Here is an 18,295-nt window from a genome sequence, read left to right as displayed (position 1 = left end):
ATCCGCAGGCGGGTGGATTATTGCCTGAACCAGTCTATTATAACAAAAACAACGGCACTCCGGCTACCGGAATGTCGTTGTTTTAAGAAATTATTTTTTAGTTCAGAAAATTATTTCGCTTCCTCTGTTTTCCCGATTTTAAAGAAAAGGCCTGCCTTCTGAAGCGCCGGGCGCAGGGCCATATAAACGGCAACAGCTACGATTGTGGAAAGTACGGCATTGATGGAGGTGGAAGCGATGTTCCAGGCCAGGGTGATGTCCGCCGCGGGTTTTCCAAGGATCAGCAGCTTATAGAAATAGCCCACCAGGGGATCTGCTACCATATTAAAGGCGAGGCCGCCGATTGCGGCAAACAGCGTCCACTGGAAGATTTTCTTTTTATCGCTGATATGTGTGATTTTGCCGCATTTATGTGCGATAAGGCCGGTTATCAGGCCGATGCACAGCTTCAGCAGGAAGGTTTTCGGCGCATATACCACATATACCGGGTCAAAAATATCGCCGATGGTCATTCCCAGAGCGCCGCCGATGCCTCCGTAAAGCCCGCCCAGAATCAGGGCGCCAAGGACGCATACCGCGTTACCCAGATGGATGGATGTGGCATCTCCGCCGGGCAGGGTGATTTTAATCTGCAGAAAGGTGAATACCACGTAGGACAGGGCGGCAAATACGCCTGTCATTACCAGCTTCTGTACTTTTTCATTTCTCATAACTGTCTCCTCCTCAAATTAACGGTTTTGGTACTTTTTTATCATATCCAGGAAAAAAGCATGGACGGCAGGGTTATCCGTAAGCTCCGGGTGAAAGGACATGGCCAGCTGGCTGCCAAAGCGTACGGCGGCGATCTGTTCACCCTCCGGCCTTTGTATGGCGGCCAGAATTTCCGTTTCCGGCGAAGCGCGCAGGATGAGCGGGGCGCGGATAAAGGTCATGGGGACGGGGCCGATTCCTTTAAAGTCCCCTTCGGTACGAAAGCTTCCCAGCTGTCTTCCGTAGGCATTTCTGCGGACAGTGACGGGGAGTGTGCCGAAGCAGACGGGGCCGCCATCCTCTTTTTTGCGGGCGAGAAGAATCAGCCCGGCGCAGGTTGCGAGGACGGGCAGGCCGTTCTCCAGCATTTCCTTAAGCGGTTCATAAAGCTCCAGCTCCAGAAGAAGCTTGTGCATAACGGTGCTTTCGCCTCCGGGAAGCACAAGGCCATCCGGCGGTCCGTCCGCCAGGTCTTTTCTTTGCCTGATTTGAAAGCATTGGGCGCCCAGGCTTTTCAGCATGGCCTCATGCTCCAGGAAAGCGCCCTGTACGGAAAGAATTCCTATTCTCACGGCTCTGGCTCCTTTACTTTCCTCTTTCTGCCATCAGGAGCTGAATTTCAGACTCGTTGATGCCGACCATGGCTTCGCCCAAATCCTCGGAAAGGGAGGCAAGAAGCGCCGCATCCTGGTAATTGGTGACGGCTTTGACGATGGCCGCCGCGCGTTTGGCGGGATTGCCGGATTTGAAAATGCCGGAGCCCACGAAAACGCCTTCTGCGCCCAGCTGCATCATCAGGGCCGCGTCGGCAGGGGTGGCGATGCCGCCCGCTGCAAAATTCACCACAGGGAGCCTGCGGTTTTCATGGACATACTGAAGCAGCGTGAAGGGAACCTGAAGCTCTTTTGCGGCTTCAAACAGTTCGTCTGGCCTGAGTGAGGCGATGCGGGCGATCTCACTGTTCATTTTACGCATATGGCGCACTGCCTGAACGATATCGCCGGTGCCGGGCTCTCCTTTGGTGCGGATCATGGATGCGCCCTCGCTGATACGGCGCAGCGCTTCTCCCAAATCCCTGGCGCCGCAGACAAAAGGGACGCGAAACGCCGTTTTATCAATATGATAGACGTCATCTGCCGGGGAGAGGACTTCGCTTTCATCAATATAATCTATTTCTATGGCTTCCAGTATCTGCGCCTCCGCGAAATGGCCGATGCGGCATTTCGCCATGACGGGGATGGATACGGCCTCCTGTATGCCGCGGATCATTTTGGGATCGCTCATACGGGATACGCCGCCGGCAGCCCGGATATCGGCGGGGATACGCTCCAGGGCCATGACGGCGCAGGCGCCTGCCGCTTCTGCGATCCTGGCCTGCTCCGGCGTGGTGACATCCATGATAACGCCGCCTTTGAGCATCTGTGCGAGTTCTTTATTCAGTTCATATCTGTTTTCAGTCATGCGGTTACCTCCTGTTGCAATTGCTTGCATTTTATTATACATAAAAGTGGCATGATAGAAAGTGCCATTTTGCAACTTTTTAACCATGCCAGTTTGGGGGAAGGGAAGGTGTTTAATATTTTTTTTATGATAAAGTGATTCTTATTGTTCCCAAATGCAGAAAGAGGTATGATGGAAAAAGAATTGACGGAAGGATGTCAGAATTATGTGGAGCAGGTCCTCATGGACAGGGGCGGCCTGCAGAAAGCGGAAAATGAGAACTATGGATTTCACAGGGAATACCGGGTGCTGGTACATGCTTGAAAACTGCCCCGGATCGATGGTGGGAAGGCAGGTGGCAGGAAATGCGGGTTGCGGTGATAGCGGATACCCATGGGCTGCTCAGGCAGGAGACGGTTGATTTGATTGAGGGCTGTGATGCGGTGATCCATGCGGGAGATGTGGATACGCCGGACATTTATGAGAAGCTGAAGGGGCAAAAACCCCTTTATCTGGTGCGGGGGAACAATGACGGCGGCTGGGCCGGGCAGCTGCCGGAATCGCTGCGGTTTGAACTGGAGGGCGTTCCCATTTTTCTGATCCATAACAGAAAAGATATCCGGGGAACAGGGGAGAATGTGAAGCTTGTGATTTTCGGCCATTCCCATAAATACAGTGAGGAATGGGCGGAAGGAAGATGCTGGCTGAATCCGGGCAGCTGCGGGAAAAGAAGATTCAGGCTTCCGCTTACCATGGCGGCCGTTACCCTGCTGGACGGGAAAATAGCTGCGGTGGAACGGATAGATCTGGAAAACGCAGAATACGGAAAAAACATAAGCCCGGCAGCCGGCTGCAGGGAAACCATGCCGCCGGAAGCGGATCGCAGAAAAGCGGTCGGCAGGATTCTCAGGGGAATGGACAAAGGGGAAACAATTGCAGAAATGTCCTTAAAATGGAAGCTGCCGCAGGATTTTGTGGAGCAGGTATGCCGGATAAGGGTGACGCATCCGGGTGTGACTGCGGAAGGAATTGTGAATAAAATGGAGGTGAATGAGCTGCGGGGGCGGTGAAGGACGAGGAGTGAAGCGGGGCCCGGGTTACATTAATTACATTGGAAGAAATATACGGCCCGGGTAATCCGCAGGTGATAAACCTGCGGCAATAGTAATGAAACATAAAAAATAACAAGAGCCTTCTCAGCTCGGCCGGCAGGGATGTACACTGCTGGCGGCGCTGAGAAGGCTCTGTTCATTTCCATTTTTTTTTTGCCGGAATCCCGGCCTCTGATTCCCTGAAAGCTCAGCTCCGGGAACATGATTTCTGAAAGCGAAGTCTGTTATTTAAGCTTTTCCTGAATATCCAGCAGCTGGAAAATCATATTATCAATCATTTTTTTATAGTCATCCCTCAGCAGTGTGTAGCTTTCCAGAATTCCATTGGTAACCTGCGCTGTCGGGGGCATTTCATTGAAAGCACTGTAAATATCGCTGACGCCGTACAGCCTGCACAGCTTTAAAAACGTGTATCCGTCAGGCTCAGACTTGCCGACCTCCCAGGAAGCCAGGGTACTTTTATTCTTCAGGCCGAGCAGATCGGCGGCTTGCTGCTGTGTATATCCTCTGGCCTTGCGTAAAGTACGAAGAGTATTGCCAAACTGTTTATTCGCCATATTGTCACCTCACAACTGCATAATACAGGATTGCCTGTAACAAGTCAATTTATTAGTTGAAAAATTCGAATTAAATATGTTGACAAGACGAATAATTCGATTTTATAATGGTAAAAGAGCGAAAAAATCGATTTTGAGGGGAGGAAATATGAACAAAAAGCTGATACGGTTTTTAACGGACTGTATGACGGAAAAGAAAATAAACTGCAGCATGCTGGCGCATCTGACCGGGATTGATTACCAGAGGATTCTCATGATTTTCCTGGGGGAGGATACTATCAGCGGAAGTGAACTGCTCTGTATCTGCAGGGCAATGGGCGTGGAACAGGCGGCACTGATGGCATTGCTGGAGGGTGCGGCCTGACGGCATCAGGAAGAACAGTACGAAATCAGGAGGAAAAGAAAATGGGTGGTAAAGCAGGGAAAGTACATACCTGGAATAAGGACAGGTTAAAGGGACAGCTGGAAATTCAGTCAATGGTTTGGCCGGGGCTGATTTTCCTGTTTATATTCAGCTATATTCCCATGTACGGGATCATTATTGCATTTAAGGATTTTAATATTATGTCCGGCTTTGCCGGAGGGGAGTTTGTAGGACTGAAATATTTCCGTCAGTTCCTTACGGATCCTCAGCTGCCGCTGGTTCTGAAGAACACGGTTATGATAAATCTTCTGGGGCTGCTGATAGGCTTTCCCGCGCCGGTGCTGCTTGCAATCTTAATTACCGAGCTGAGAGGGAAAAGATTCCGGAAGCTGGCGCAGACGGTATCCTATCTTCCGCATTTCCTGTCCTGGGTTATATTCGGCGGCATCATGCTTGAGCTTCTGGCCTCCGGGGGGATTGTCAATAAGATGCTGAACACGCTCCATCTGGTGGACGGCAGTCTGAACCTGATGGCTGACCCGGGTAAATTTTATATGATATTCACCATTATTTCAGTAATTAAAAGCATCGGATATGGCTCGATACTTTACATATCTGCCATTACCTCTGTAGATCAGGACATGTACGAAGCTTCATACATTGACGGGGCAAACAGGTTTCAGAAAATTATATATATCACGATCCCGGCCATTATGGGGACGATTGTCATCATGCTGATATTTCAGATAAGCAATATTCTTAATACCGGGTTTGAACAGGTGCTGATTCTGCAGAATTCGCTGAATATCAGCGCGAGTGAGACGATTGACACCTATGTTTACAAAATAGGCATGACGCAGCAGCGGTATTCCTATGCGACGGCCGTGGGCCTGTTCAAATCAGTAATTGCGGTAATCCTTTTGTGGGCAGCCAATAAGAGCTCCAATAAGATAACCGGAAAAGGACTTTTTTAAGGAAGGCGGGATGAGCGTGGACGAGGAAAGAAAGGTTGGCAGGATTAAGCCATTTGATGTGATTAATATTATTATAATGATAATTTTCATTTTTATTATGGCCTATCCTTTGTGGTTTATTATTGTAGGGGCTTTTAATGAAGGAAAGGACTATATGCGCGGCGGCGTCTATCTGTGGCCGAGGGTGTGGACGCTGGATAATTTCAAGGCCGTATTCCGGGACAGAAGCATAATCGGAGCATTTGCAGTTACCGTGGCGAAGTGTGCGGTGGGAACCGTGACCAGCGTGCTGTTTACCTGCCTGGTATCCTACGGGCTGTGCAGGCCGAATCTTAAATTCAAGAAAATATATGTACCGTTTATTATGTTCACCATGTTTTTCGGAGGAGGCCTGATTCCTTATTTTCTGCTGATCAGAAGCCTTCATTTGTATAATACCTTCTGGGTGTATATTATTCCGTCCCTGTTTAATGTATGGAATATGATCATTATCCAGTCTTTTATGCGGGAGCTGCCCGAGGCATTGAATGAATCGGCCAAAATGGACGGAGCCGGGGAATACCGAATTTTCCTGCAGATTATTCTGCCTTTGAGCAAGCCGGTTATTGCGGCAATTGCTCTCTTTACGATAGTGGGGCACTGGAACAGCTATTTTGATTCCATGATGTATACTGCGGATGTGTCCCTGCAGACGATTCAGCTGTATCTGAAAAAGGTAATTACCGATCCGTCCGTTGCGGCGGGGATGGGGGCTACGGCGGCCAGGGTGGTGCCTGACGCGGCAGCCAAAATTACCGCACAGTCGGTGAAGCTGGCCGCTATGGCGGTTACGGCGCTTCCGGTGGTAGCTATTTATCCGTTCCTGCAGAAATACTTTGTAAAGGGTATGACAATCGGAGCAGTGAAGGGATAACTACAACAATAAATTTTTAAAGGGAGGTTTCCTATGAGAGGAAAGAAATTATGGAATGCCGTCATGGCAGGTATGCTGTGTGTGAGCATGCTGGCAGGCTGCGGGGCGAAGACAGAGAATGCGCCATCGGAGCCAGCTGCGTCCGAAGCTGCGCAGACGGGGGAACAGGAAAGCACGGAGAAGGCAGTAGAGGAATCCGCAGAGGCGGCCGGAGAGACACCGAGCTGGAAAAAGGATACCAGCCCCATCACCATTGACTGGTTTGTGGCATATGACTGGTATGGTAAGGTATTTGATCCTGTAAACAATATGGCGGATAAGAAGCTGCAGACCGAAACAGGAATTACGATTAATGTAATTACCGGTAATGCGGACAAACTGAATGCACTGATTGTATCGGGAGAACTGCCCGATGTGGTTACCTTTGACGCAGTGGCTTCACAGAGGCTTCAGATGGAGGATTCCGGGATGGTTCTGGATCTGGAAGAATTATCGGAAAAGTATGCGCCTGATTTGAATGTGCCGCAGTCCCAGAAGGACTGGTACCGCAATGATGACGGAAAATGGTATTCCCTGGTCAGCTTTTACTATGGGCCGGAAAGATGCACTGATGAATTCGGAGGATTTCTTGTTACCCATAACAGTAACTTCGTAAGAACGGATTTACTGGAGCAGATCGGAATGTCAATGGAGGATCTGAAAACAAAGGAAGGCTTTTATGAGGCTCTGAAAAAAGTGAAAGACGAAAAGCTTCAGTATGACGGTATGGATGTAATACCTCTGACAGGAGTTTATGCCACAAATATGGCGCAGCAGTTCGGTGCGCAGCTGGAGGATAAGGAAGGGAACCTTCAGGATATCAAGCTGCAGCCGGAATACCTGGAAGCTCTGAAGTTTTATAACAGGCTGTACCGGGAAGGCCTGATTACTACAGATGAATTTACCCAGGATCAGACACAGCGTGACCAGAAGGTGGCCAGCGGCCAGGTATTTATGGCGCAGGGCTGGATGACGGTTAAGCAGCCGAGATCCGCGCTCTATTCTAGCGATCCCAATGCGAAAATGCTTTACTGCGGCTCTATTACAACCGGTGATTCGGGCAACCAGCACTATCTGTCATCCATTAATGCGGCAGGCTGGACAACCACAATGATTACAAAAAGTGCGGAACATCCGGACAGGATTATTTCATTATTCTCCTACCTGACGCAGGAAGAAGCAGCTCTGGATGAGGAATATGGCTGCGGCTGTTATGATATTGTTGACGGCAAAGCCATAAGGAAAGAAGAGGCGGTGAAGGAATATGAAGACGATTATAACGCCGCTTATAACAAATATAATATGAATCTGAGTTTTGCCATGGATTATACGATCATTCAGAAATATGAGAATCTGAATGTTGAAAATGAGCTGGAAAAAGACCGTATCAATATGGAGCGCGATAAAGATGCGCAGTTGTATGATGACAAGTGTTTTTCAGACATTAACCCGATGGCGGGAACGGATCTGGCAGCGATTAAGGCATCGATTGATGAATATTGGAAATCAGCCGAGCCTCAGATGATTATGGCTTCCAGTGAGGAAGAATGCGAGAAGCTTTACCAGCAGGCAATCGATCAGATAAAGAGTATGGGATTTGACCAGCTGTATGAGTTCCAGAATGAAAAATTCCATAAAAATAAGCAAAAACTGGGCATTGATTTTGCATGGCCGTCGCTGCAGTAGAAGGAAAGGTGAAGCATTTGAATGCGAAAGAAGTATTTGGCTGGACTCCGGAGTATTTAACCAGAAACGGCAGACCATGGTTTCCGGTGATGGGAGAGTTCCATTACAGCAGATACCCGGATCGTTACTGGGAGGAATCGCTGTATAAAATGAAAGCCTGCGGCGTGGATGTGGTATCAACCTATGTAATCTGGATACATCATGAAGAGGAAGAAGGAAGATATGATTTTACCGGATGCAGGAATCTTCGGAAATTTCTGGCGGCTGCGGATAAATGCGGGGTTCTGATTTTCCTGAGAATCGGGCCGTGGTGCCACGGAGAGGTACGCAATGGAGGCTTTCCAGACTGGCTGCTGCAGAAAGAATATGAGCCGCGTACGAATGATGAGAGATATTTTGCCTGTGTAGAAGCTTATTATAATAGAGTTTTTGAAGAGGTGCAAGGATATCTTTTAAAGGACGGCGGCCCGATCATCGGAGTGCAGATTGAAAATGAATATGGGCACTGCGGCGGGCTGCAGGCAGAAGACGGAGAAGCGCACATGCGCCGGTTGAAAGAGCTGGCTGTGAAGGCCGGTTTTGAGGTACCCTATTATACTGCGACTGGCTGGGGCGGAGCGGCAACCGGTGGGCTTTTGCCGGTGCTGGGAGGCTATTGCGATGCGCCCTGGGATCCGCGAATCACAGAGATTGAGCCAAGTGTGAACTATGTATTTACCCGGGAACGCAATGACCGCAATATCGGCAGCGATCAGAGAAAAGGGGAGGACCTGACCTGGTCATGTGATAAATTCCCGTATCTGACAGCGGAGCTGGGCGGCGGCATCCAGGTAACAAAACACAGAAGGCCGGTGGCTTCTAACCGGGATATCAGCGCAATGACTTTGACGAAGCTTGGCTGTGGAGCGAACCTGCTGGGATATTATATGTATCATGGAGGCACCAATCCCCATGGAAAGCGAAGTACGCTGCAGGAATCCCGGGAAACGGGATATCCCAATGACCTTCCGGAATATTCCTATGATTTTAATGCGCCGATCAGAGAATACGGGCAAATATCCGACACTGCGCTGGAGCTGAAATTATATGCCATGTTTCTGCATGATTTCGGTGAAGAGTTCTGCAGGATGGATACTTATCTTACGGAGGAAAATCCGGAGGATCCCAATGATGTATCCCGCCTGCGTACAGCAATAAGGCGGAATGGCAGCAGCGGATATCTGTTTGTCAATAATTATCAGAGAAGAAAAAAGCTGGCGGAACATAACGCAGTTACCTTAAAGGCAGAGCTTCCCGGGGAGTGCATTCAGTTCGAAGCGCAGGACATCCATGACGGAGATTACTTTTTCTATCCATTTCATTTTCCCATTGGAGAAAACGCGGAGCTGCTTTGCGCAAATGCAACACCGCTGTGCGTTCTTCACAGGGGCGATGGAAACCGCTATTGCTTTTACGGAAAGGATCCGGATTTCAAAGTGACGGGAGAACCGGGGAAAAACGAGCTTGTGTGCCTGTCAAGGCAGGAGGCGCTGCATTCCTGGAAGATAGAGTCCGGAGGGGAAGAGCATCTGCTCATATGCGGACATCCCGTGATTAAAAGGGAGCAGGGCTGCGATATCCTGTACCGTCCGAAAGCCAATGAAACAGTGGAATTTGCAGCTTATCCGGAGCTGGCGCAGAGTCCGGAAGGATTTGAGAAAAGCAGGACGGAGGGAATTTATACCATTTATACAATGTCAAACAGCCCGAAGCCACAGCCCCTGCGTTGTAAAATGACTGAATACAGGGACGCAGACAGTACCCGGTATGAGGTGGAGATAGAATATGACGGCATTTACCGGGAACAGGGCATCTTCAGAGGAAGAATACCGGAGGATGTGTTCCTGAAGCTGGATTATACGGGGGAAAGCCTGGAGCTTTTTATCAACGGAACCAAAGAAGGGGATCATTTTTACACCGGACAGCTTTGGGAGATTGGATTGAAAAGGTTTGATTTTCCGGAGAAGGTGGAGCTTGTTATCCACCGCCTCGACAGAAATATGCCTGTTTACATTGAAACATGGCCGGATTTACCGGATGGCGGGGAAGCCGTGGTAAATACCCTGACGGCGGAGAAGGAATACAGAATTCCGCTGCAGCTTGCTTAAAAGCATTATTGAAATGAGAATAAAACAGGGCGGAGGTTCCGGGAAGGAACCTCTGCCCGCATGTACTTATCTGATGTGCTGACTCCAGTTTACAGATCATCCACCAAAGCCGTACTTTTCGCGTAGGCCGTGCTTTTTGCCTCAAAGAAATCGGTCTTGACCATGTTGGCATTGGAATATTGGCTGACCCAGGCCATACTTTCCGGTTCGGCAGTATGCCCGGGGTAGAGCGGTTCATAACCGAGACTGGTCCATCGCAGATTGCCCAGATAATGGATATAGTCTGTTATCATATCCTTTGTCAGTCCGGGTATGGCGTTGCCGATACAATAATGGCCCCAGTCAATTTCCTGACGGACGCCTTCTTCCAGCATTTCTTTCAGGACAGCGATATTTTCCGGCGTAAAAAGTTCAGGCTCTTCCTTCTGCAGTTCCAGAATGATATTGCGGAAAAGCCACAGATGGGTATTCTCGTCCCGGTTAATATAGCGGATTTCCTGGGCGGAACCGGGCATTTTGCCATTGCGGCTCAGGTTATAGAAGAACATGAAGCCGCTGTAGAAATAGATGCCCTCCAGAATGAAATTGGCCATCATAACCTTCAGGAGAGTAAAGGAATCCCTGTGCTCCTGGAACTCATTATAGCAGTTCCCGATAAAGGTGTTTCTGCGAAGAAGGTGTTCATCATCCTTCCACTGATAGAGGATGGCATCGCGCTCCGTGGGATTGCAGATGGTGTCGAGCATATAGCTGTAGCTCTGGCTGTGCACGCATTCCTGGAAGGTCTGGATGGACAGGCAGAGATTCACCTCATTGGCGGTGATATACTCGCCGATATGAGGCAGGTTGGCGGTCTGGATGGAGTCCAGGAAGACGAGGAAGCTCAGGATTTTATCATAGGCTGTCCGTTCCGCAGGGGACAGGCGGGGATAGTCCTTTACATCTGTGGAAAGGTTGATTTCCTCGGGGATCCAGAAATTATTCATGGCCTGGCGGTACCAGTCGCTGACCCAGGGATAACGCATATTATTGAAATCGTTCAGGTTTGTGGTATTGCCGTTAATCATCCGGCGGAGACGCACATCCGTATCTCCTTCCGGGTTAAAAAGGGGTTTTTTCCTTAATTCGTTCATGCTTCTGTCCTTTCTGTCCGGCAGGGATATGGCCGGTTCTGTTTACTTCAGCCGCTTATCAGCCGTCTGGCCGCCGGGGCCTTTTACTTAGGAGGAGCAGCTTTCGCACTCCTCTACCTCCAGAGATTTGCTGCGTACGTAATAAATGGTTTTTACTCCGCATTCCCAGGCCTGCACATAGAGGGAGAGTACCTGGCGGAGGGTATAATCATTGGTGATATATAGGTTCATGCTCTGCGCCTGGTCGATATGGCGCTGCCGCACGCCGCAGGCGCGGACACTCATGCTCTGGTCAATGAGATGGGCATTTTTATAATACCAGTAGGTTTTCATGGACAGCTCGGGAGCGACACGGGGCAGCATAAAGCCTTTTTTCTCTTCCAGAAAAAAACGTTTCATCACCGGATCCAGACCTGCAGTGGTACCTGAAAGGATGCTGGTGCTGCTGGTGGGAGCCACCGCCAGCAGATAGGCGTTCCGTATGCCATGGGCAGCCACGTTTTGCCGTACCTGTTCCCATTCGGGGGAGGTATAGCCTCTCTTGTCAAAATAGGCGCCGGTCTGCCAGTCACTTCCTTCAAAGTATTCATAGCTGCCTTTTTCTGCGGCAATGGCAGAGCTGGCAGCGATTGCAGCGCGGTTGATACGTTCAAAGACATCATCCACAAAGGATAGGTGCTGTTCACTTTCCCAGGGAATCTGACGCTTGGCCAGCATATGGTGATAGCCGCTGACGCCCAGGCCAATGCTGCGGTAACGGCGGTTGGTCAGTTTGGCATAGGGCAGGGCATAAAAATTCAGATCGATCACATTGTCCAGGGCGCGCACTGCGGTGGCTACCACATCAGAAAGGCAGGCGTCGTTTTCCACAGGAAGATTACCCAGGGAGAGGCTTGCCAGGTTGCAGACAACAAAATCCCCGGGGCGGGTTGTGGTGACGATGACGGTATCCCCGTTTTCTGATTTGATTTCTGTACTGACGGTCTCGATGGGAGACATGTTCTGCGCTATTTCCGTACACAGATTGGAGCAGTAAATCATGCCCCGGTGGCTGTTGGGGTTGGCGCGGTTTACGATATCCCGGTTGAACGTAAAAGGAGTTCCGGTTTCTACCGCTGATTTCAGAATCAGGCGGACGATTTCCTTCAGGGAAATGACGCGTTTGGAAATACGGGAGTCCTGAATGCATTCCAGATAGCGTTTTTCCCATTCCCCGCCATAATAGTCTTCCAGGGAGTAGCCCCTTACGGTGAGTATCTCATGGGGACACATGAGATACCAGTCCTGATTCAGATCCTCCTTCGCCATTTTCCAGAACAGGTCGGGATAGCAGACCGCGGGAAAAATATCATGGGCTTTCATACGGTCATCCCCATTATTGGTGCGCAGCTGCAGGAATTCAGGCAGATCCCGGTGCCAGGCGTCCAGATAGACCGCAGCCGCTCCCTGTCTCATGCCCAGCTGATCCACAGCCACAGCGGTATCGTTTACCAGCTTAATCCAGCGGATGACGCCGCCTGCCGCACCTACAAAGCCGCGGATGGAGCTTCCGGTGGCGCGCACCTTTCCAAAGTACAGCCCCATACCGCCCCCGAATTTGCTGACCTGGGCAAAATTATCCACACTGCGGTAAATTCCATCCAGGCTGTCAGGCACCGTGTCAATGAAGCAGCTGGAAAGCTGATGGTAAGGCTTACGCGCATTGGAGAGGGTGGGAGTTGCCATAGTCACCTCCATACGGCTGAGGCAGTCATAGAATTTTCTGACCCAGATAAGCCGGTTCTGTTTTTCCTTCATGGCCAGGTGGAGCGCGATGCCAAGGAACATTTCCTGGGGCGTTTCCAGAAGAATATGGTGCTTCGTGCGGATGCAGTACCGCTTGAGGAGCAGATCCAGACCTGCGTAGGTGAACAGCTCATCCCGGCTGTCATCCAGAAACAGCGCCGCTTCCTCAATTTCCTCCCGGCTGTACTGTTCTAAAATATAGCTTCCATACAAGCCCTGATCGGTGAGATAGCGCAGCTTTTCATAAAAGCAGGTAATGCGCGCCTCTTCCATGCGTGCATCGATGGCCTGGCGGCTCTGGTAATTGAGAAGCCTGGCGGCAATGAACTCCCAGCGCGGGGCTTCCTGGGTAGTCAGCTCCACGGCAGCTTTTATGAGAGCGGACAGCTTTTCCTCCGGCTTCATGTCAGGTTTGGAAAAAGCGGTGTACTTGGCGGAAAGATGCAGGAGGGAATACTCCTCCTGGGGAAAATCCTTCTGTATTTTTCTGAAAACCTGTTCCAGCTTCCTGTCGGAGGCGGACTGGCTGAGGGCGGCCCTGGCATCCCGGAGAAGGGAACGCTTCTGGCGGTAGAGAATATAATTTTTCGCTTCCGCAAAAAAGCCCTGTTCCATCAGAGTACGCTCCACCTGATCCTGGATGCCTTCCACGCTGGTGATATTCTGTTCGGAAAGCCCTTCCTCTACGGCATGAAGCAGATCCGCCATAACGGAGGGGGCGGGATTACTTCCGGTACTTTCAAATGCCTTTTTCATGGCGGTAATGATTTTATGGCCGTCATAGGTTTCGCTGCGGCCGTTGCGCTTTGTGATTTCCATTTCTGTCTCCTTTAAACGGGACCGCCTGGTAAAAAAATTCCGGCGGCCGGCGGTTTTTTTATGTATGATTGCTTAAAACCATATCTGGTGTGGCAGGCTCCGGCCGCTGCTGCAGATAGCGGACTGAGATAGCTGCAGCACTAAAAGTAGTGTTTTCTTTGCCGAATTGAGTCCATTATATACTATATCTAGTTCAAATACAAGAACGATTCCTAATATTGTTTATCACAGGCTGCAGCTATCTGTTCTTTCCATGTTATTATTGGAGATATGCTTGACTTTTATTATAGTTATAATTAAAATTATTAACTAGATAACTATTAATTAGTTTAAGGGTTAACACATTAACTTTAACCTTTGCCAGGAGAAACTGGCAGACTAATGGAGAAAAGGAGGGGCCGTGCAGGAGCGGCGGCCGGAAAAAGATGGAAAGAAAGGAATTGGCGCACAATTCAATAAGGATGTTCCGCAGGGTGGATACCATGCTGCGGCGTTATCTGGACAGGAAGGTCTGCCATACGGGGGTGTATCCCACGCAGCACAGGCTTTTAATGGAGCTGTACAGGAATCCCAACTGCTCCCAGGTGGGATTGGCGGAGAAGTTTGATGTTTCGGCGGCCGCTATAGCAGTGTCTTTGAAGAAGCTGGAAAAGGGAGGCTATATTACCCGGCTGGCGGATGAAGCCGACAATCGAATCAACCAGGTAAGCGTGACGGAAAAGGGGAAGGAGGTCATCCATAAAAGCTTTCTTATTTTTGAGGAGACGGACCGGTGCTTTTTTGATGGCTTTACGGATGAAGAAATGGCGCAGTTTTTGGATTTTATGGAACGGGCTTATAAAAATATGGCAGATGAGAACAGCCGCCTGGACGGGGAGGACAGTAAATGAAACGGTATCTGAAGTACGTGAAGCCCTACTGGTATGCGTTTATTTTAGGGCCGATTCTTATGATTACAGAGGTGGCCGGTGAGGTTATCCTGCCTGCCTATATGGCCAGGATTATCAATGTGGGCGCGGCCAACCGGGATGTGCCCTATATTATCGGAACGGGGCTGACGATGATCGCCATTGCTTTCATTATGATGGGCGGCGGGATCGGCGGGGCCTGGTTTGCTTCCAAGGCATCCATCAGCTTCGGCGCCGATCTGCGGAATGACTGTTTTAAAAAGGTGCAGAAGTTTTCCTTTGCAAATATTGATGCTTTTTCCACCGGTTCCCTTGTGACCAGGCTGACCAATGATATCACGCAGGTACAGAACCTGATTATGATGGGATTAAGGATGATGCTGCGCGCCCCGGGAATGCTCATCGGAGCCATTATCATGGCTTTTTCCATGAACGCAAGGCTGGCCAGGGTATTTCTGATTATCATGCCGGTCATGATCATTGCCATTACAATCATTATGAGGACGGCTTTCCCAAGGTTTACCATCATGCAGAAGAAGCTGGATAAGGTTAACTCCAATATCCAGGAAACGCTGCAGAATGTGCGGGTTATTAAATCCTTTGTCAGAGGGGAGTATGAAGAAAAGCGTTTTTCCGATTCCAATGAGGATTTAAAGGATTCCAGCCTGCGGGCCTTCAAGGTGGTTATCCTGCAGATGCCCCTCATGGCTTTTTTTATGAACGCAACCACGCTGGCAGTGGTATGGATGGGCGGAAAGCAGGTGCTTGTGGGGGATATGCAGGTAGGGAACCTGACGGCCTTTACTACCTATATCGTGCAGGTCCTCATGTCGCTGATGATGCTGGCCATGGTTTTTTTGCAAAGCTCCAGGGCGGTTGCCAGCGCCAGGAGAATCAACGAAATCCTTGATACGGAAATCGATTTGACGGACGAGAATGCAAAACAGACATCAAAAACGGTGCAGGAGGGGCGGATTGAGTTTCAGCAGGTTTCCTTCCGGTATTATAAGGACAGCCAGGAGAAGGTGCTTGACGATGTCAGCCTGACCATAGAGCCTGGCCAGACGGTGGGGATCATCGGCTCCACCGGCTGTGGCAAGACAACGCTTGTTTCCATGATCCCCCGGCTTTATGATGCGGATGAAGGAAGGATATTGGTGGACGGCGTGGATGTGAGAGATTATTCCCTGAAAAACCTGAGAAATGGCGTGGGAATGGTTTTGCAGAAAAATGTGCTTTTTTCAGGTACGATTGAGGAGAATCTGATGTGGGGCGATGAGGAAGCTTCGCAGGAGGCGGTACGTGCGGCTTCGGAAGCGGCACAGGCGGATGCCTTCCTGCAAACCTTCCCCGATGGCTATCAGACCCAGCTGGGCCAGGGCGGTGTCAATGTGTCCGGCGGCCAGAAGCAGCGGTTATGTATCGCAAGGGCTCTTTTAAAGCAGCCGAAAATCCTGATTCTCGACGACAGCACCAGCGCGGTGGACACGGCAACGGAGGCAAAAATCAGGGAAAGCTTTACCGGGACGCTGAAGGATACCACCAAGCTGATCATTGCGCAGCGCATCACCTCCGTCATGAATGCGGATCAGATCGTGGTTATGGATGAAGGAAGGATTGTAGGGCTTGGCAGGCATGAGGAGCTGCTGGCCGGCTGTGAGGCTTATCAGGAAATTTACTATTCCCAGATGGACAGGGAGGTGAGCGCATCATGAACGAGGCCAGAAAAGAAGCGTTGATCAGAAAATATTCCTATGCGGCGCAGCAGGCCGGCGCACAGGGAAAAGGTCCCGGCGGACCCAGGCCTGGAGGCCCCGGGCCGGGAAGAGGCCGTGGGCGGATGCCCGGAGGCAAGCCGAAGAATGCGGGAAAAACCATAAAAAGGCTGCTTTCCTATATCCAGGAGGAAAAATACAAGCTTGCGCTGGTTTTTACATGTGTCATAATTAATACCATTGCCATGCTGGCCGGTTCCTATATGCTGCGTCCCATCATAAACAGCCTGACTTCCGAAAACGGGAGCGCGGATAAGCTGCTGCATTCCCTGGTGATTATGGCGTGTATTTATGCGGTGGGAATCGTTGCCCAGTATTTGCAGTCCCGCGTGATGATTGGGATATCCCAGCATGCTATTTTTAAAATAAGAAATGAGCTGTTTGCAAAAATTCAAAAGCTGCCGGTCCGGTTTTATGATACGAACAACCACGGTGATATTATGAGCCGTTTTACCAACGACGTGGATGCGGTGGGGGAAATGCTGAACAATACCGTGGTCCAGATCATTTCCAGTATGATCAATGTTATCGGCACCTTCTGCCTGATGGTGTATACCAATGTCTGGCTGACGCTGATTACCGTGGTTACGGTGCCGCTGATGATGCAGGCGGCGCGTTTTGTCACCATGCGCAGCCGCAGGTTTTACAAGGCGCAGCAGGCGGCGCTGGGAACTCTGAACGGCTATATTGAGGAAACGGTAACGGGACAGAAGGTGGTCAAGGTATTCTGCCATGAGGAGATTGCGGAGGAGGAATTTTCTTATTTAAATTATGATCTGCGGGATAAGCAGATCATGGCGCAGTTTTTCGGAGGTATCATGGGGCCTGTCATGGGAAACCTGGGGCAGGTAGGCTATTCACTGACAGCCTGTATCGGTGGCATCCTCTGTGTGCTCAGGGGCTTTGATATCGGCGGGCTTACCGTGTTTGTGAATTATTCCAGGCAGTTCAGCAGACCTATTAATGAGCTTTCCATGCAGATGAATACCATTTTTTCCGCGCTGGCCGGTGCGGAACGGGTTTTCTCCGTTATGGATGAGAAGCCGGAGCCGGAGGACGGACCGGAGGCGGTGCAGCTTACGAACTGCAGAGGCTATGTGCGGCTGGAGGATGTGACCTTTGGCTACAACCCGGATAAAACGATTCTGAAGGATATTTCCCTGTATGCAAAGCCAGGCCAGAAAATTGCCTTCGTAGGCTCTACGGGGGCCGGAAAAACAACGATTACCAACCTTATCAACCGTTTTTATGACATTGATAAGGGCAAAATCACCATTGACGATGTGGATATCAAAAATATCTCGAGGGATGACCTCCGCCGCAACATTGCCATGGTGCTTCAGGACACCCATCTTTTTACAGGGACGGTCCGTGAAAATATCCGTTACGGCAGGCTGGATGCCACGGATGAGGAGGTGGAGCAGGCGGCCAGGACGGCCAGCGCCCATTCCTTTATCATGAGGCTGGATAAGGGGTACGATACCATGATTGAGGGTGACGGGGCGAATTTAAGCCAGGGCCAGAGACAGCTTCTGAACATTGCCAGGGCGGCGATTTCCAGGGCGCCCATTCTCATCCTGGATGAAGCGACCAGCTCCGTGGATACCAGGACGGAAAAACATATTGAAAAGGGGATGGACCGTCTGATGGCGGAGCGTACCACCCTGGTCATTGCCCATCGTCTTTCCACGGTCCGCAATGCCGATGCCATTATGGTGCTGGAGCACGGCGAGATCATCGAAAGAGGAAGCCATGACGACCTGCTTGCCATGAAGGGCAGATATTACGAGCTGTATACAGGAAAGAGCGAACTGGAATAATGGAAAAAGATATGATATAATTGCGCCATGCGGCAGACCGTGCCGGACAGCGCAGGAAGCGGAAACAAAACCG

16 protein-coding genes are annotated in these 18,295 nt (G+C 50.3%); 10 read left to right on the top strand and 6 right to left on the bottom strand.

All coding sequences use genetic code 11. The annotated features are described in order from the left end of the window. Positions 1–110: 110 nt before the first annotated feature. From DXC51_RS12635 to pdxS, 3 genes are read right to left on the bottom strand one after another with little or no spacing between them, the layout of a single operon-like run. Positions 111–710 carry an ECF transporter S component gene (locus DXC51_RS12635; RefSeq protein ID WP_025491307.1) on the bottom strand — a complete coding sequence of 200 codons (600 nt, stop codon included), beginning with the start codon at positions 708–710 and terminating at the stop codon, positions 111–113. Positions 711–728: 18 nt separating this feature from the next. Then, positions 729–1,322: a pyridoxal 5'-phosphate synthase glutaminase subunit PdxT gene (gene pdxT / locus DXC51_RS12630; protein WP_117544718.1), complete on the bottom strand. Its 594-nt coding sequence runs from the start codon at positions 1,320–1,322 to the stop codon at positions 729–731. A gap of 13 nt (positions 1,323–1,335) precedes the next feature. Beyond that, positions 1,336–2,211, bottom strand: a complete 876-nt coding sequence (gene pdxS, locus DXC51_RS12625; protein ID WP_102289632.1) for a pyridoxal 5'-phosphate synthase lyase subunit PdxS — start codon at positions 2,209–2,211, stop codon at positions 1,336–1,338. Positions 2,212–2,379: 168 nt separating this feature from the next. Between pdxS and DXC51_RS30275 the strand changes: the two genes are divergently transcribed. Beyond that, positions 2,380–2,514 (top strand): hypothetical protein, encoded by a 135-nt coding sequence (locus DXC51_RS30275; protein WP_278336975.1) that lies wholly within the window; start codon positions 2,380–2,382, stop codon positions 2,512–2,514. 41 nt (positions 2,515–2,555) lie between these two features. Further along, positions 2,556–3,260, top strand: coding sequence for a metallophosphoesterase family protein (locus tag DXC51_RS12620; protein ID WP_117544717.1), 705 nt, complete (start codon positions 2,556–2,558; stop codon positions 3,258–3,260). A gap of 266 nt (positions 3,261–3,526) precedes the next feature. Here the strand turns inward: DXC51_RS12620 and DXC51_RS12610 are convergent, their stop codons facing one another. After that, on the bottom strand, positions 3,527–3,859 hold the full coding sequence (locus DXC51_RS12610) for a helix-turn-helix transcriptional regulator (RefSeq protein WP_021639726.1): 333 nt from the start codon (positions 3,857–3,859) through the stop codon (positions 3,527–3,529). 148 nt (positions 3,860–4,007) lie between these two features. Between DXC51_RS12610 and DXC51_RS12605 the strand changes: the two genes are divergently transcribed. The 5 genes from DXC51_RS12605 to DXC51_RS12585 are packed head-to-tail and all read left to right on the top strand — an operon-like array spanning position 4,008 to position 9,982. Then, positions 4,008–4,223 carry a hypothetical protein gene (locus DXC51_RS12605; protein ID WP_025491310.1) on the top strand — a complete coding sequence of 72 codons (216 nt, stop codon included), beginning with the start codon at positions 4,008–4,010 and terminating at the stop codon, positions 4,221–4,223. 41 nt (positions 4,224–4,264) lie between these two features. Then, positions 4,265–5,197 (top strand): ABC transporter permease, encoded by a 933-nt coding sequence (locus DXC51_RS12600; RefSeq protein ID WP_021639728.1) that lies wholly within the window; start codon positions 4,265–4,267, stop codon positions 5,195–5,197. A 10-nt stretch (positions 5,198–5,207) separates the two neighbouring features. Continuing rightward, the gene (locus DXC51_RS12595; RefSeq protein WP_180998327.1) at positions 5,208–6,110 is read left to right on the top strand and encodes a carbohydrate ABC transporter permease; all 903 of its coding nucleotides are present in this window, start codon (positions 5,208–5,210) and stop codon (positions 6,108–6,110) included. 33 nt (positions 6,111–6,143) lie between these two features. Next, a complete protein-coding gene (locus DXC51_RS12590; protein ID WP_025491312.1) occupies positions 6,144–7,835 on the top strand; it encodes an extracellular solute-binding protein in 1,692 nt (563 codons plus the stop codon). 8 nt (positions 7,836–7,843) lie between these two features. Continuing rightward, positions 7,844–9,982 (top strand): beta-galactosidase, encoded by a 2,139-nt coding sequence (locus DXC51_RS12585; protein WP_243003191.1) that lies wholly within the window; start codon positions 7,844–7,846, stop codon positions 9,980–9,982. An 89-nt stretch (positions 9,983–10,071) separates the two neighbouring features. Here the strand turns inward: DXC51_RS12585 and DXC51_RS12580 are convergent, their stop codons facing one another. Continuing rightward, positions 10,072–11,115 carry a ribonucleotide-diphosphate reductase subunit beta gene (locus tag DXC51_RS12580; protein WP_025491314.1) on the bottom strand — a complete coding sequence of 348 codons (1,044 nt, stop codon included), beginning with the start codon at positions 11,113–11,115 and terminating at the stop codon, positions 10,072–10,074. 87 nt (positions 11,116–11,202) lie between these two features. Next, the gene (locus DXC51_RS12575) at positions 11,203–13,719 is read right to left on the bottom strand and encodes a ribonucleoside-diphosphate reductase subunit alpha (protein WP_117544715.1); all 2,517 of its coding nucleotides are present in this window, start codon (positions 13,717–13,719) and stop codon (positions 11,203–11,205) included. A 425-nt stretch (positions 13,720–14,144) separates the two neighbouring features. On the opposite strand from DXC51_RS12575, the gene DXC51_RS12570 reads away from it, so the two are divergent. From DXC51_RS12570 to DXC51_RS12560, 3 genes are read left to right on the top strand one after another with little or no spacing between them, the layout of a single operon-like run. Further along, complete coding sequence (locus DXC51_RS12570; protein ID WP_021639735.1) at positions 14,145–14,609, top strand: MarR family winged helix-turn-helix transcriptional regulator; 465 nt, start codon at positions 14,145–14,147, stop codon at positions 14,607–14,609. Next, positions 14,606–16,342, top strand: coding sequence for an ABC transporter ATP-binding protein (locus tag DXC51_RS12565; protein ID WP_117544714.1), 1,737 nt, complete (start codon positions 14,606–14,608; stop codon positions 16,340–16,342). The genes DXC51_RS12570 and DXC51_RS12565 overlap by 4 nt, the downstream gene beginning before the upstream one ends. Then, on the top strand, positions 16,339–18,222 hold the full coding sequence (locus tag DXC51_RS12560) for an ABC transporter ATP-binding protein (RefSeq protein ID WP_243003190.1): 1,884 nt from the start codon (positions 16,339–16,341) through the stop codon (positions 18,220–18,222). Before DXC51_RS12565 ends, DXC51_RS12560 begins: the two co-directional genes overlap by 4 nt. The last annotated feature ends 73 nt before the right edge of the window (positions 18,223–18,295 follow it).

This window comes from Eisenbergiella massiliensis (assembly GCF_003435485.1).
This window is presented reverse-complemented; position numbering and strand designations above follow the sequence as displayed.

Coding starts and splice junctions, on each gene's coding strand:
- DXC51_RS12600 (WP_021639728.1), top strand. CDS start 4,265: ATGGGTGGTAAAGCAGGGAAAGTACATACCTGGAATAAGGACAGGTTA.
- DXC51_RS12595 (WP_180998327.1), top strand. CDS start 5,208: ATGAGCGTGGACGAGGAAAGAAAGGTTGGCAGGATTAAGCCATTTGAT.
- DXC51_RS12635 (WP_025491307.1), bottom strand. CDS start 710: ATGAGAAATGAAAAAGTACAGAAGCTGGTAATGACAGGCGTATTTGCC.
- DXC51_RS12605 (WP_025491310.1), top strand. CDS start 4,008: ATGAACAAAAAGCTGATACGGTTTTTAACGGACTGTATGACGGAAAAG.
- DXC51_RS12560 (WP_243003190.1), top strand. CDS start 16,339: ATGAACGAGGCCAGAAAAGAAGCGTTGATCAGAAAATATTCCTATGCG.
- DXC51_RS30275 (WP_278336975.1), top strand. CDS start 2,380: ATGATGGAAAAAGAATTGACGGAAGGATGTCAGAATTATGTGGAGCAG.
- DXC51_RS12575 (WP_117544715.1), bottom strand. CDS start 13,719: ATGGAAATCACAAAGCGCAACGGCCGCAGCGAAACCTATGACGGCCAT.
- DXC51_RS12610 (WP_021639726.1), bottom strand. CDS start 3,859: ATGGCGAATAAACAGTTTGGCAATACTCTTCGTACTTTACGCAAGGCC.
- DXC51_RS12620 (WP_117544717.1), top strand. CDS start 2,556: ATGCGGGTTGCGGTGATAGCGGATACCCATGGGCTGCTCAGGCAGGAG.
- DXC51_RS12570 (WP_021639735.1), top strand. CDS start 14,145: ATGGAAAGAAAGGAATTGGCGCACAATTCAATAAGGATGTTCCGCAGG.
- DXC51_RS12590 (WP_025491312.1), top strand. CDS start 6,144: ATGAGAGGAAAGAAATTATGGAATGCCGTCATGGCAGGTATGCTGTGT.
- pdxS (WP_102289632.1), bottom strand. CDS start 2,211: ATGACTGAAAACAGATATGAACTGAATAAAGAACTCGCACAGATGCTC.
- DXC51_RS12565 (WP_117544714.1), top strand. CDS start 14,606: ATGAAACGGTATCTGAAGTACGTGAAGCCCTACTGGTATGCGTTTATT.
- DXC51_RS12580 (WP_025491314.1), bottom strand. CDS start 11,115: ATGAACGAATTAAGGAAAAAACCCCTTTTTAACCCGGAAGGAGATACG.